Origin of the sequence: Bradyrhizobium sp. INPA03-11B (assembly GCF_040446015.1) — a bacterium.
Lineage (GTDB): Bacteria > Pseudomonadota > Alphaproteobacteria > Rhizobiales > Xanthobacteraceae > Bradyrhizobium > Bradyrhizobium macuxiense_A.
Genome location: NZ_JASGSR010000085.1, coordinates 22,352 through 35,669, shown reverse-complemented (window position 1 = coordinate 35,669; position 13,318 = coordinate 22,352). Strand labels below are relative to the sequence as shown.

The following is a 13,318-nucleotide window of genomic DNA, read 5'->3' as shown; positions in this document are numbered from 1 at the left end:
TCCGGCCATCCGCAGCCTGAGCCGCGCGCTTGGTCACTCAATACTCCCCGCGCCGGGCCGACTTTTCGCACGGCCTGTTTCGCCGGGACGACAAAGTCAGCGCTTCTTGCGCAGCCGCACCACCATGTCGACGCGGGAGATTTCGTAGCCTTCCGGCACGTCGGGCATCTTCGACAGCACGAGGTTCGGGTCGGGAATGTCGACCAGCTCGTGATTGTGCTCGAGGTAGAAGTGATGATGCGTCGACACGTTGGTGTCGAAATAGGTCTTGGTGCCGTCGACACTGACCTGGCGGAGCAAGCCGGCGTCCGTCAGCTGGTTGAGCGTGTTGTAGACGGTCGCCAGCGACACCGGAACCTTGGCCAGCGTGGCTTCCTCGTACAGCATTTCAGCGGTCAGGTGGCGGGCACCCTTGCCGAACAGCAGCCAGCCCAGCGCCATGCGCTGGCGGGTCGGCCGGAGGCCGGCAGACTGCAGCATCTCGTTGACGTCATGCCACGGGCAGCCGGTCAGGGCAGGGTGGTGCCCAGCGCCCCGGGCAGCCGGGTGCACGGCATCATCATTCACAGCCGGTACTTCCTCGTTCATGTCCACTCTATGCACCCAACTCAGGCAATATTCCTCATAAATATAAAAAGGATGCCTATCAGATGCAAGTTTTTCGCAACTAGAACGAATCCAAGCTGCGGTAGAAACCTAAGGCAAGGCGGTCATTTATCATCGGAATCCCGCTTTGCCGCCTAGTTAACCCTATGTTAGAGAGCGCGCGGACCACATATGCGCTTTCGGCAGAGATAACAGGCCGGTCGCGTACCCAGGTAGCGCCATGATGCGGGACGGGTTATTCCGGTTCCCGTGGGTAGATTAAGGTCCGACCAAGCAAAAGCGCTTCATCGGGACATCAGAGGTGGAAGAGGATGCTGGATCGGCGCGGCGGTTACGAATACGAGGATTTGCTGGCTTGCGGACGGGGCGAGCTGTTTGGTCCCGGCAACGCCCAGTTGCCGCTGCCGCCGATGCTCATGTTCGATCGCATCAGCGAAATCTCGGAAAATGGCGGCGAGTTCGGCAAGGGGCTGGTGCGCGCCGAGCTCGAAGTGAAGCCGGATCTCTGGTTCTTCGGCTGCCATTTCAAGAACGATCCGGTGATGCCGGGCTGTCTCGGCCTCGATGCCATGTGGCAAATGGTCGGCTTTTACCTTGGCTGGATCGGTGGCGAAGGTCGTGGCCGCGCGCTCGGCCTCGGCGAGCTGAAGTTCTCCGGACAGGTGCTGCCGCACGCGCGCAAGGTTGTGTACAACATCGATATCAAGCGCGTGATGCGGTCAAAGCTCGTGCTTGGAATCGCCGACGGGTGGCTTTCCATGGACGACGAGATTATTTATCGCGCCAAGGACTTGAAGGTCGGATTGTTCAAGCAGGGCACGGCGCCATCTTGAGCAGGATCATCATGCGGCAACATAAAGGCAGGGCGAGGCGAACATGAGGCGGGTTGTCATCACGGGGATGGGTATTGTCTCGTCCATCGGTAACAACACCCAGGAAGTGCTTGCGAGCCTCTACGAGGCGAAGTCGGGCATTTCACGTGCGGAGAAGGCCGCCGAGCTTGGCTTTCGCTCGCAGGTGCACGGCGCGCCGACACTCAATCCCGCTGAGGTGATCGATCGTCGCGCGATGCGGTTCCTTGCCGAAGGTGCGGCCTGGAATCACGTCGCCATGGAGCAGGCGATCCGCGACTCCGGCCTCGAGGAGAACGAAGTCTCCAACATCCGCACCGGCATCATCATGGGATCCGGCGGACCGTCGACGCGCACGCTGGTGGAAGCCGCCGACATCGCGCGCGCCAAGGGCCCGAAGCGCGTCGGTCCGTTCGCGGTGCCGAAGGGAATGTCCTCGACCGCGTCGGCGACGCTCGCGACCTGGTTCAAGATCAAGGGCGTGAACTACTCGATCTCCTCGGCCTGCGCGACGTCGAACCACTGCATCGGCAATGCCTACGAGACAATCCAGATCGGCAAGCAGGACATCATCTTCGCCGGCGGCTGCGAGGAACTCGACTGGACGCTGTCGGTGCTGTTCGACGCCATGGGCGCGATGTCCTCGAAATACAACGACACGCCGGCGACCGCCTCGCGTCCCTACGATCTCAATCGCGACGGCTTCGTCATTGCCGGCGGCGCGGGTGTCGTGGTGCTCGAAGAGCTCGAGCATGCCAAGGCGCGCGGTGCGCGTATCTACGCCGAGGTCGTCGGCTACGGCGCGACCTCTGACGGATACGACATGGTGGCGCCGTCGGGCGAGGGCGCCGAGCGCTGCATGCGCATGGCGATGTCGACGGTGAACACGCCGGTCGACTACATCAATCCGCACGCCACCTCGACGCCGGCCGGCGATCCGCCGGAGATCGAGGCGATCCGCAAGGTGTTCGGCACCGGCGACAAGTGCCCGCCGATCTCGGCGACCAAGGCGCTGACCGGCCACTCGCTCGGCGCGACCGGCGTGCAGGAAGCGATCTACTCGCTCTTGATGCTGAACAACGGCTTCGTCTGCGAGAGCGCGCATATCACCGAGCTCGATCCGGTGTTTGCCGACATGCCGATCGTGCGCAAGCGGATCGACAACGCCAAGCTGACGACCGTGCTGTCGAACTCGTTCGGCTTCGGCGGCACCAACGCGACGCTGGTGTTCAGGCGGCTTGACGCGTGATTTCGCCTCTCCTCGCTTGCTGAGGGAGGACCGCAGCAGCGCATGGGAATATTGCAACGATCCGGAATGGGGTGGGAATGATTATTGAACCGCGCGTGCGAGGCTTCATCTGCACGACGGCACATCCCGTCGGCTGCGCCACCAATGTCCGCGAGCAGATCGCTTACGTCCGGAAGCAGGGCCCGGTCGCCGATTGTGCCAAACGCGTCGCCGTGCTGGGCTGCTCGACGGGCTACGGCCTCGCGAGCCGCATCGTCGCGACCTTCGCCGGCGGTGCCGATACGATCGGCGTGTCGCTGGAGCGCGAGCCTTCGGAAAAGAGGAGCGCCAGCGCCGGCTGGTACAACAACCGCGCCTTCGAGATCGAGGCCCAGAAGATCGGGCGATCTCCGCTCACGCTCGAAGGCGACGCCTTCTCCGACGAGCTGAAGAAAGACTTCATCGAGCGGGTGCGCGAAAAATTCGGACAGCTCGACATGCTGGTCTACAGCATGGCCGCGCCGGTGCGGACCGATCCCGACACCGGCAAGACCTATCGCTCGGTGATCAAGCCGCTCGGCGCCCCGGTCGAGATCAAGACGCTCGACACCGAGACCGGCGAGGTGTTCCAGACCACGCTCGAGCCGGCGAACGAGGATCAGACCGCGGCCACCGTCGCTGTCATGGGCGGCGACGACTGGAAGCGCTGGATCGACCAGCTCGCCGATGCCGGCGTGCTGGCACCGGGCTTCCGGACGCTCAACTACACCTATATCGGCAGCGAGCTGACCTGGCCGATCTACTGGAACGGCACGCTCGGTCGCGCCAAGGTCGATCTCGATGCCAAGGCGGAAGCGATCCGCGGCCGGCTCGGCGCGGACGCGGCTCGCGTCGTGGCGCTGAAGGCCGTGGTCACCCAGGCGAGCTCAGCCATTCCGGTGGTGCCGCTCTATGGCACGGTGCTGTTCAAGGTGATGAAGCAACTCGGGCTGCATGAGGGCTGCATCGAGCAGATCGATCGCCTGTTCCGCACCCGGCTCGGCAAAGACGTCGCGCTCGACGATGCGCAGCGCATCCGGGTCGACGATTGGGAGCTGTCGCCCGAAGTGCAGACGGAAGTGTCGCGGCGCTGGCCGCTGCTCACCACCGAGACGCTCGGCGAGCTGGCGGATCTCGGCGAGTACAAGAGCCAGTTCCTGCGCCTGTTCGGCTTCGGCATCGACGGTGTCGACTACACGCAGGACGTCGATCCCTGCGTCGTGCCGGGTTAGGCCGGCCGGAAAGCCACTGCTTCGTAGCCCGGATGAAGCGCAGCGAAATCCGGGACCTTTCTCCGCAGAGAGACCGTCCCGGATTGCGCTTCGCTCCATCCGGGCTACGCGAGACGATGTCTCACCCTGCCGCGATCTTCTCCGCGCGCTGGAACGCGGGCCGTGCAACGCAGCGGTCGATATAGGCGTCGAATGACGGCCGCGGCGGCACCATCTTGAAGATGCGCACCGCAAAGTTCAGTCCCGCGCCGATCGTGATGTCGGCGGCGGAGAACTGCTCGCCCAGGATCCACGGTCCCTTCTGCAGCTCGGCGTCGAGCACGTCGAACACCTGCGCCGCGCTGCCCCACGCCGCGGTGCTGGTCGGCACCTCGAGCTTGGTGAAGAGCTGGATCAGCGCCGGCTCGATGCAGCTCGGTGAGAAGAACAGCCATTGCAGATAGCGTGCGCGCTTCGGGTCGGTCGTGGCCGGCGCGAGCTTCGTCTCGGGATAGCGATCGGCGATGTAGGCGCAGATCGCCGCCGCCTCGGCGAGCTGCGCATCGCCGTCGGTCAACGCCGGCACCTTGCCCATCGGGTTGATCTTGAGGAACTCCGGCGACTTCTGCGCGCCGGTGCTGATGTCGGTCAACACCCGCTCATAAGCCAGGCCGGATTCTTCCAGCAGCCAGATGGCGGAGAACGAGCGCGAGCGCGGCGACCAGTACAGCTTGATCATGAGTTAACCTCCGACGTGTGGTTTGTTCTCTTCCACCGGTAGTGCTTCATCGTGAAGCCGGTCACCGGATTGAGGGATTCTTTCTCGAACACAAAACCTTCGCGCTCGTACCAGCACCAGGCTTTGTCATTCTCGCGGACGCATTTCAGCCAGATCTCGTCAGGCATTTGCCGGCGCGTGAAGGCGAGCAGATGGCGTCCGAGGCTCTTGCCCTGATGGCTTGGCGCGACCATCAGCTGGTCGAGCAGCAAGGTCGGCAAGTGAAGCGCCAGCATGGCGGCGATGGTGCCGTGATCGTCGGCGACGAACAGGCTCCAGCCGCCCGCGATCTCGCGCGGCAGGCGTGCGCGCAGATCGTTCAACAGGCTCTCGCTTGCTTGCGAGAGCCCAGTCGAAACCCAGCTCTCCATCCAGACGCGCGCGATCACGTCATGTTCGTCGGGGTGGCCAGGGCGGATGGTCGGCAGCGTCATCGGCGATCCCCATGGCGCTCGACACCGGCGGCGCGACGCTTGGACGTAAGGTGATGGCCCCGCGATCGTCTCGCGGGGCGTTCGAAGGTAACGCAGTTCCTTGCGAGCAGCGAGCCCGCGGCTCACACGCCGAGCGTGCCGGCCTTGGCGGCCGCATAACGCTCGGCCACGGCCTTCCAGTTCACTGTGTTCCACCACGCCTTGAGGTAATCGGGCCGGCGGTTCTGGTAGGTCAGGTAATAGGCGTGCTCCCAGACATCATTGCCGAGCAGCGCACGCTTGCCGTCCATGATCGGATTGTCCTGGTTCGGCCGCGTCTCGATCGCGAGCTTGCCGTCCTTCGTCACGGTGACGAACACCCAGCCGGAGCCGAACACGCGCCCGCCGGCGGCGTTGAAATCGGTCTGGAATTTTTCCATGCCGCCGAGGTCGCGATCGATCGCGGCGAGCACCTCGCCGTCCGCCTTGCCGCCGTTCGGTCCCATGATCTGCCAGAACATCGTGTGGTTGGCATGGCCGCCCATGTTGTTGCGCACGCCGGTGCGGATCGCCTCCGGCACGCTGCCGAGATTGGCGAGCACCTCGACGACCGGCTTCTCGGCGATCTGCGGATTGTCCTTGGCGAAATTGTTGAGGTTGGTGACATAGGCCTGGTGATGCCGGTCGTGATGGATTTCCATCGTCTTGGCGTCGATGTGCGGCTCCAGCGCATTGGTGGGATAGGTCAGCGGATCGATCTTGAACGGTCCGGCTGGAGCCTGCGCCGTGGCTTGCGCGAACGCTGCGCGCGATGCGGCGGCGGCCGCAGCGATGCCGCCTGCTGCGATGATCAAATGGCGTCGGGACATCGAGGACATCGTGGTTCTCCGTGCTGAGAAAGTTTCCTGATGTTAGGCCCGAGTTGTGAACGGGTTCCAGCGAATCCGGTCACAATGTCGGGTCAAAACCGCGCACTCCGATAAGCGGGATTGATTTGCGGCTCCTGCGACAAACTAAAAAGGGCGGCCACAGGGCCGCCCTTTTCGCAACAATCGATTTGCCTTGGCTTACTCGCCGGCGGCTTCGCGCGGCGCCGGAGCGTCGCTCTTCTGCTTGGCCTCGAGGTCCTCGCCGGTCTCCTGGTCGACCGCCTTCATCGACAGGCGGGTCTTGCCGCGATCGTCGAAGCCGAGCAGCTTGACCTTGACCTTGTCGCCTTCCTTGACGACGTCGGAGGTCTTCTGCACGCGGTTGGCCGCGAGCTGGCTGATGTGGACGAGACCGTCCTTGGCGCCGAAGAAGTTCACGAACGCGCCGAACTCCATCACCTTGACGACGGTGCCTTCGTAGATCTGGCCGACCTCCGGATCGGAGGCGATCGACTTGATCCACTTGATCGCAGCCTTCATCGCCTCGCCGTCATTGGAGGCGACCTTCACGGTGCCGTCGTCCTCGATGTTGACCTTGGCGCCGGTCTTCTCGACGATCTCGCGGATCACCTTGCCGCCGGTGCCGATCACTTCACGGATCTTGTCGGTGGCGATCTTGAAGGTCTCGATGCGCGGGGCGTATTCGCCGAGCTCGGCGCGTGCCGCGGTCAAGGCCTTGGCCATCTCGCCGAGGATGTGGATGCGCCCTTCCTTGGCCTGGCCAAGCGCAACCTTCATGATCTCCTCGGTGATGCCCTCGATCTTGATGTCCATCTGGAGCGAGGTGATGCCCTGGTCGGTGCCGGCGACCTTGAAGTCCATGTCGCCGAGATGATCCTCGTCGCCGAGGATGTCCGACAGCACCGCGAAGCGCTGACCCTCGAGGATCAGGCCCATGGCGATACCGGCGGTCGGCCGCTTCAGCGGCACGCCGGCGTCCATCAGCGACAGCGAGGCGCCGCAGACCGAAGCCATCGAGGACGAGCCGTTCGACTCGGTGATCTCGGAGACCACGCGGATCGTGTACGGGAACTCGTGATGCGGCGGCAGCACCGGATGGATCGCGCGCCAGGCGAGCTTGCCGTGGCCGATCTCGCGGCGCTTGGTGCCGCCGAGGCGACCGGTTTCACCGACCGAGTAGGGCGGGAAGTTGTAGTGGAGCAGGAACGTTTCCTTGTACGTCCCCGACAGCGCGTCGATGTACTGCTCGTCCTCACCAGTGCCGAGCGTGGTCACGACCATCGCCTGGGTCTCACCGCGGGTGAACAGCGCCGAGCCGTGGGCGCGCGGCAGCACGCCGGCTTCGGCGATGATGTTGCGCACGGTCTTGACGTCGCGGCCGTCGATGCGCTTGCCGGTGTCGAGGATGTTCCAGCGAACGATCTTGGCTTCCAGTTCCTTGAACACGGCGGCAACGCGGAGCTTGTCGTATTTCGGCTCCTGGCCTTCCGGGAAGAAGTGCGCCAGCACCTTCTCCTTGACGGCGCCGACCGCGGCATAGCGTTCCTGCTTGACCGGGATCGCATAGGCCTTGCGCAGCTCCTGCTCGGCAAGGCCAAGCATTTCCTTCTCGATCTCCGAATTGTCGATCGTGGTGACTTCGCGCGGCTCCTTGGCGGCCTTCTCGGCGAGCTCGATGATCGCGTTGATCACCGGCTGGAAGTGGCGGTGGCCGAACATGACCGCGCCGAGCATCACGTCTTCGTTGAGCTCCTTGGCTTCCGACTCGACCATCAGTACGGCGTCGGCGGTGCCGGCGACGACGAGGTCGAGCTGGGTCTCGGTCATCTCGTCCAGCGTCGGGTTGAGGATGAACTCGTCATTGGCGAAGCCGACGCGCGCGGCGCCGATCGGACCCTTGAAGGGGGCGCCCGACAGCGTCAGCGCGGCGGAGGCGGCGACCAGCGACACGATGTCCGGATCGTTCTCCATGTCGTGCGAGAGAACGGTGACGATCACCTGGGTCTCGTTGCGCCAGCCATCGACGAACAGCGGACGGATCGGACGGTCGATCAGGCGGGAGACCAGCGTCTCCTTCTCGGTCGGACGGCCCTCGCGCTTGAAATAGCCGCCGGGAATGCGGCCCGCGGCGTAGGTCTTCTCCTGGTAGTCGACCGTCAGCGGCAGGAAGTCGACGCCTTCGCGCGGCGCCTTCGCCGCGACGACGGTGGCAAGCACCACGGTCTCGCCGTAGGTCGCCATCACGGCGCCGTCGGCCTGGCGGGCGATCTTGCCGGTTTCTAGTTTGAGGGGACGTCCACCCCAGTCGATCTCGACGGAATGCGAATTGAACATTTCGGTTTCTTTCATGGTTTCACGAAAGCACGGCGCCCTGAAACACAAAGACCATGCCAAGACGGCGAGACACTGACGCGCTGCTGCGGTCAGCATCCGGCGATCCTGCCATGGTCCCTGGATTTCGGATGGCGTCCATCCTTTCGGTCATCTGGGCATCTTGCCCGGTCCAGCGGCCGGATTGCTGCTGGACGCTAGTTGGCATGGCGCGACTGCCATGCTGCGCATGATCATCTTTCGACAATTCGAAAGCCCGGGTTCACGGACGACCATGCGAAAACGCGCGCGAACCTTCGCGCGCGTGCTTCTCAAATCAACGACGGATGTTGTGCTTTTCGAGCAGCGCCTTGTAGCGCGCCTCGTCCTTGCGCTTGATGTAGTCAAGCAGGGAGCGACGCGTCGACACGAGCTTCAAGAGGCCGCGGCGTGAATGGTTGTCCTTCACATGGCTCTTGAAGTGCTCGGTGAGGTTATTGATGCGTTCCGACAGGATCGCGACCTGAACCTCGGGCGAGCCGGTGTCGCCGGCTTTGGTGGCATTCGTCTTGATGACTTCCGCTTTACGTTGCGCGGTAATCGACATCGTCAGTTACTTTCATTGTTGCGAGCCGGACCGGCAGTCAGTCCGTTCAGGTTGAACACGCGCTTGGGGATGAGTTCGCCATTGCCAATTTCAGCAAGCGCGAGAAGCCGGCCTGCCACCGTGACATAGACTGTGCCGCTAGTATTGGGCGCATCCCGTCCGCGCAACAAAACGGCCTGGCCCCTGTGGAGCCTTGCCGCATCAGCCCGTGTGACGGCCAGTGCCGGGATGTCGTCCAGCGCGGTCTCAACGGGCATAAGCGCGTCGGCGAGGCTGCCCTCGCCAGACGCGGCTCTATTGCATAAAGCCTCCAACTGTTCCAGCGGAATCATGTCCGCTTCCGTAAACGGACCGACCAGGGTCCGCCGCAGGGCGCAGATATGGCCGAAACAGCCCAGAATCCGGCCCATATCGCGGGCCAGGGCCCGGACATAGGTTCCCTTGCCACACTCGGCCTCGAACACGGATTGTCCGTTATCTCCATGTTCCACAAGGGTTAATTCGTGAATCTCGACCGGGCGGGGCTTCAGTTCCACGGTCTCGCCGTCGCGCGCCAGGTCATAGGCCCGCTCGCCCTGCACCTTGATGGCCGAATATTGCGGCGGAATCTGCTCGATCACCCCGGTGAAGCGCGGCAGCAGCTCGCGGATCGAATCGGCGGTCGGCCGGCTTTCGCTGGTCCTGACCGGCCGCCCCTCGGTGTCGTCGGTGTCGCGCTCCTCGCCCCAGCTGACCGTGAAACGGTAGCGCTTGCGGCCGTCCATCACGAACGGCACCGTCTTGGTGGCCTCGCCGAGTGCGATCGGCAGCCCGCCGGAGGCGAGCGGATCGAGGGTGCCGGCATGGCCGGCGCGCTTGGCCTGGAACAGGCGCTTGAGCACGGCAACGGCCTGTGTCGAGGTCATGCCGATCGGCTTGTCGAGCACCACCCAGCCATGGACGTCGCGCTTGTCGCGGCGTGGCTGCTGGTTCTGCCTGCCCTGCCTCTGGCGCGGGTCGTTGTTGGTGCGGCGCGCATCGTCGCTGCGCTGGCCGGCAAAAGCATCACGCTCAGCGTCGCGCGCGTCGGTATCCTTCGCGTCGATCACGCTGTTGGTCGTCATCACAGTCATCACTCGTCGTCCGAATCGGGTGCAAGGTCTCGCTGCACCGCAGGTGTCCGCAGTAGTTTTTCGATGCGCTCCGCCTCGTCGAACCGCTCGTCGACGCGGAAGCGAATGTCGGGGGCAAATTTCAGGTTGACGCGATGCGCGATCTCGCCGCGAAGGAACTTCTTGTTGCGCTCGAGCGCTGTGATCACCGTGTCGGTGTCGCGGCCGCCGAGCGGCATCACGTAGATCGTCGCGAGCTTCAGGTCTGGCGACATACGCACCTCGGGCACGGTGATGATGTGGCCTTCGAGATCGGGATCGTGGACCTCACCCTGTGACAGAATCTCGGCAACCGCATGGCGAACCGTTTCGCCGACGCGCAGCTGACGTTGTGAGCCGCCGGGGCTGGAACTCTTCTTTTGACGGGACATGACCTTTTTCCAAAACCGTCGCGCCCGCAGGCCGTGGCCGCGGGCATCAATGTCCTAGCTTTGCTTTCAATCGGGCAATGCGCGGGTGGCCGGACTAAACGTCCGGCCACGTCATCGCATTTCAGTTAAATGGACCCAACGCTGAGCTTCGTAAGATTTGGACTTACAGAGAGCGCTGGATCGTCTCGATGCGGTAACATTCGATCACGTCGCCGACACGCATGTCGCCGTAGTTCTCGAATGCCATGCCACACTCCTGGCCGGAGACCACTTCTTTCACTTCATCCTTGAAGCGCTTCAGCGTCGACAGCTTGCCTTCGTGCACCACGACGTTGTCGCGGATCAGGCGAACGTTGGCGCCGCGTTCCACTGTGCCGTCGGTGACGCGGCAGCCCGCGACCTTGCCGACCTTGGAAATGTTGAACACTTCCAGGATCTGCGCGTTGCCCAGCATGGTTTCGCGCAGCGTGGGCGCGAGCAGGCCGGACATCGCCTTTTTGATGTCATCCACGAGGTCGTAGATGATGTTGTAGTAGCGGATCTCGATGCCGTTGCGCTTGGCCGCGGCTGCCGCTTCCTTGTTGGCACGGACCGAGAAGCCGATGATCGCGGCGTTGAAGCCTTCCGCCAGCGTGACGTCGGACTCCGAGATGCCGCCGACGCCGGCATGCAGGATGCGGGCGGCGACTTCGTCGGTGCCGAGCTTCTCGAGCGAGCCCAGGATCGCTTCCAGCGAGCCCTGCACGTCGGCCTTGACGATCAGCGGGAACTCCTTGCGGCCCGCGGTCTTGAGCTGCGACATCATCTGCTCGAGCGAGCCGCGCATGCCGGAGATCGAGGCAGCGGCGTTCTCGCGCTTCTGGTGCGCGCGGTAGCTCGTGACCTGGCGGGCGCGGGCTTCGTTCTCGACGACCGCGAGGCGGTCGCCGGCTTCCGGCGGACCGTTGAAGCCGAGCACCTCGACCGGCACGGACGGACCGGCCTCTTCGAGATTCTCGCCCTGGTCGGAGATCAGGGCGCGGACGCGGCCCATCTCGGCGCCGGCCACGATGATGTCGCCGACGCGCAGCGTGCCGCGCTGCACCAGCACGGTTGCGACCGGACCGCGGCCGCGATCGAGCTTGGCTTCGATCACGGTGCCTTCCGCCGGACGCTCCGAATTGGTCTTCAGGTCGAGGATTTCGGCCTGCAGCGCGATCATCTCGAGCAGCTTGTCGAGATTGGTCTTGTTCTTCGCCGAGACCTCGACGTCGACAACGTCGCCGCCGAGCGATTCGACCTGCACCTCGTACTGCAGCAATTCGGTGCGCACGCGCTCCGGCCGCGCATCGGGCTTGTCGATCTTGTTGATCGCCACGATCATCGGCACCTTGGCCGCCTTGGCGTGGTTGATCGCTTCGATCGTCTGCGGCATCACGCCGTCATCGGCCGCGACCACCAGCACGACGATGTCCGTGACCTTGGCGCCGCGGGCGCGCATCGCGGTGAACGCGGCGTGGCCGGGCGTGTCGATGAAGGTGATCTTGGTGCCGGTCTCGGGCGACAGCACCTGGTAGGCGCCGATATGCTGGGTGATGCCGCCGGCTTCGCCCGACACCACGTTGGCGTGGCGCAGCGCGTCGAGCAGCGAGGTCTTGCCGTGGTCGACGTGACCCATGACGGTGACGACGGGCGAGCGCGGCTCTGTGTCGGTCGAATCGTCGACGATGTCGAACAGGCCCTCTTCGACGTCGGACGCGGCGACGCGCTTGACGCTGTGGCCGAGCTCTTCGGCGATCAGCTGCGCAGTGTCGGCATCGATCACGTCGGTGATCTTGTGCATCGCGCCCTGCTTCATCAGCATGCGGATGACGTCGACCGCGCGCTCCGACATGCGGTTCGCGAGTTCCTGGATCGTGATCGCTTCCGGGATGGTGACTTCGCGGATCAGCTTTTCCTTGGGTTCGTTCGACGCGTGCCCCTTCAGGCGCTGGGTGCGGCGGCGGAACGAGGCGATCGAGCGCTCGCGCACGTCATCGGCGTTGAGCGCAGTGGTCAGAGTGAGGCGGCCGCGCTCTTTCTGCGGACCGGGCTTGTGAGTGGTCTTCGGAGCCGCGACGGGGCGCACGGCGCCGCCGGGGCGCCGCACCATGCGCGGACCTTCGTCTTCGTCGGGCCCGGCCGCAACCGCCGCCGGCCTCGGCGCAGAGGCCGGGGTGCGCGCGGTGGTCGTGGTCGCCGGGCGGGCTGCGGGCGCGCGGGCGGCCGGAGCAGATGTGGGGGCGGCTGTCGCGGGCCTGGCCGGTGCAGCGGCGGGTGCCGCGCCGGGCTTGGCCTCGCCCTCGCCGAAGCGGCGCTTGGCCTCGACTTCGGCCTTGCGCTTGGCCTCTTCCTCGTGGCGATGGCGCTCTTCTTCCGCCTTGCGGCGGGTTTCGGCGGCCTCGCGCTCTGCCTTCTCGGCAGCTTCGCGGACGGCACGGCGCTTGGCTTCCTCTTCGGCCTGGCGGCGCTCTTCGATGTCTCGCTGCCGCGCATCGGCCAGCGCACTGGCGCGCGCGGAACGCTCGTCTTCGGTCAAGGTCGGCAGCACCACGCCGGAACGGGCGTTGCGCTGTTGCTGGCCGGGAGGCGAGCCTGACGGGCGGCCCTGCGGCGGCCGGGGGGCGGGCGCCACCGGCTTTGCAACCACGGGTTCGGGCGCATGCGCCTCGCCGGGACCATCGCCACCGACGCGGCGCTTGCCGCGCTTCTCGACCACGACCTGCTTGGTCCGGCCGTGGCTGAAGCTCTGGCGCACGGTGCCCGTCTCGACGCGCGGCTTCAGCGACAACGTCTTGCTCGGGACACTCAGAGTCTTGTCGCCAGGGGTCTTGGTATCAACCAT

General features: G+C 64.6%; 12 protein-coding genes. 3 read left to right on the top strand and 9 right to left on the bottom strand.

Translation table 11 applies throughout. The features are described 5' to 3' along the window. Nucleotides 1–96 precede the first annotated feature (96 nt). Entirely contained in the window at nt 97–588 is a 492-nt protein-coding gene (gene irrA / locus QMZ05_RS28700; protein WP_026192029.1) for an iron response transcriptional regulator IrrA, read from the bottom strand. A 329-nt stretch (nt 589–917) separates the two neighbouring features. On the opposite strand from irrA, the gene fabA reads away from it, so the two are divergent. The 3 genes from fabA (at nt 918) to fabV (ending at nt 3,956) form a co-directional block, all read left to right on the top strand. After that, nucleotides 918–1,439, top strand: a complete 522-nt coding sequence (gene fabA, locus QMZ05_RS28695; protein ID WP_016844716.1) for a 3-hydroxyacyl-[acyl-carrier-protein] dehydratase FabA — start codon at nt 918–920, stop codon at nt 1,437–1,439. Nucleotides 1,440–1,482: 43 nt separating this feature from the next. Continuing rightward, nucleotides 1,483–2,706, top strand: coding sequence for a beta-ketoacyl-ACP synthase I (gene fabB / locus QMZ05_RS28690; protein ID WP_146986303.1), 1,224 nt, complete (start codon nt 1,483–1,485; stop codon nt 2,704–2,706). A 77-nt stretch (nt 2,707–2,783) separates the two neighbouring features. After that, entirely contained in the window at nt 2,784–3,956 is a 1,173-nt protein-coding gene (gene fabV, locus QMZ05_RS28685; RefSeq protein ID WP_353703809.1) for an enoyl-ACP reductase FabV, read from the top strand. Nucleotides 3,957–4,077: 121 nt separating this feature from the next. Here fabV and QMZ05_RS28680 read toward each other — a convergent pair whose 3' ends face one another. From QMZ05_RS28680 to infB, 8 genes are all read right to left on the bottom strand, one after another. After that, complete coding sequence (locus tag QMZ05_RS28680; protein WP_353703808.1) at nt 4,078–4,674, bottom strand: glutathione S-transferase family protein; 597 nt, start codon at nt 4,672–4,674, stop codon at nt 4,078–4,080. Beyond that, nucleotides 4,671–5,147 (bottom strand): GNAT family N-acetyltransferase, encoded by a 477-nt coding sequence (locus tag QMZ05_RS28675; protein ID WP_353703807.1) that lies wholly within the window; start codon nt 5,145–5,147, stop codon nt 4,671–4,673. Before QMZ05_RS28675 ends, QMZ05_RS28680 begins: the two co-directional genes overlap by 4 nt. 122 nt (nt 5,148–5,269) lie before the next feature. After that, complete coding sequence (locus tag QMZ05_RS28670) at nt 5,270–6,004, bottom strand: superoxide dismutase (protein WP_353703806.1); 735 nt, start codon at nt 6,002–6,004, stop codon at nt 5,270–5,272. Between the two features lie 189 nt (nt 6,005–6,193). Further along, entirely contained in the window at nt 6,194–8,350 is a 2,157-nt protein-coding gene (gene pnp / locus QMZ05_RS28665; RefSeq protein ID WP_353703810.1) for a polyribonucleotide nucleotidyltransferase, read from the bottom strand. Nucleotides 8,351–8,663: 313 nt separating this feature from the next. Continuing rightward, entirely contained in the window at nt 8,664–8,933 is a 270-nt protein-coding gene (gene rpsO, locus QMZ05_RS28660; RefSeq protein WP_066504937.1) for a 30S ribosomal protein S15, read from the bottom strand. A gap of 2 nt (nt 8,934–8,935) precedes the next feature. Next, complete coding sequence (truB, locus tag QMZ05_RS28655; RefSeq protein ID WP_353703805.1) at nt 8,936–10,045, bottom strand: tRNA pseudouridine(55) synthase TruB; 1,110 nt, start codon at nt 10,043–10,045, stop codon at nt 8,936–8,938. Then, the gene (rbfA, locus tag QMZ05_RS28650) at nt 10,045–10,455 is read right to left on the bottom strand and encodes a 30S ribosome-binding factor RbfA (protein ID WP_353703804.1); all 411 of its coding nucleotides are present in this window, start codon (nt 10,453–10,455) and stop codon (nt 10,045–10,047) included. Before rbfA ends, truB begins: the two co-directional genes overlap by 1 nt. A 163-nt stretch (nt 10,456–10,618) precedes the next feature. Then, nucleotides 10,619–13,318: a translation initiation factor IF-2 gene (gene infB / locus QMZ05_RS28645; RefSeq protein ID WP_353703803.1), complete on the bottom strand. Its 2,700-nt coding sequence runs from the start codon at nt 13,316–13,318 to the stop codon at nt 10,619–10,621.

Excerpts from the sequence above, each read along its gene's own strand:
- irrA (WP_026192029.1), bottom strand. The coding sequence starts at position 588 with ATGAACGAGGAAGTACCGGCTGTGAATGATGATGCCGTGCACCCGGCT.
- fabA (WP_016844716.1), top strand. The coding sequence starts at position 918 with ATGCTGGATCGGCGCGGCGGTTACGAATACGAGGATTTGCTGGCTTGC.
- fabB (WP_146986303.1), top strand. The coding sequence starts at position 1,483 with ATGAGGCGGGTTGTCATCACGGGGATGGGTATTGTCTCGTCCATCGGT.
- fabV (WP_353703809.1), top strand. The coding sequence starts at position 2,784 with ATGATTATTGAACCGCGCGTGCGAGGCTTCATCTGCACGACGGCACAT.
- QMZ05_RS28680 (WP_353703808.1), bottom strand. The coding sequence starts at position 4,674 with ATGATCAAGCTGTACTGGTCGCCGCGCTCGCGCTCGTTCTCCGCCATC.
- QMZ05_RS28675 (WP_353703807.1), bottom strand. The coding sequence starts at position 5,147 with ATGACGCTGCCGACCATCCGCCCTGGCCACCCCGACGAACATGACGTG.
- QMZ05_RS28670 (WP_353703806.1), bottom strand. The coding sequence starts at position 6,004 with ATGTCCTCGATGTCCCGACGCCATTTGATCATCGCAGCAGGCGGCATC.
- pnp (WP_353703810.1), bottom strand. The coding sequence starts at position 8,350 with ATGTTCAATTCGCATTCCGTCGAGATCGACTGGGGTGGACGTCCCCTC.
- rpsO (WP_066504937.1), bottom strand. The coding sequence starts at position 8,933 with ATGTCGATTACCGCGCAACGTAAAGCGGAAGTCATCAAGACGAATGCC.
- truB (WP_353703805.1), bottom strand. The coding sequence starts at position 10,045 with ATGACTGTGATGACGACCAACAGCGTGATCGACGCGAAGGATACCGAC.
- rbfA (WP_353703804.1), bottom strand. The coding sequence starts at position 10,455 with ATGTCCCGTCAAAAGAAGAGTTCCAGCCCCGGCGGCTCACAACGTCAG.
- infB (WP_353703803.1), bottom strand. The coding sequence starts at position 13,318 with ATGGTTGATACCAAGACCCCTGGCGACAAGACTCTGAGTGTCCCGAGC.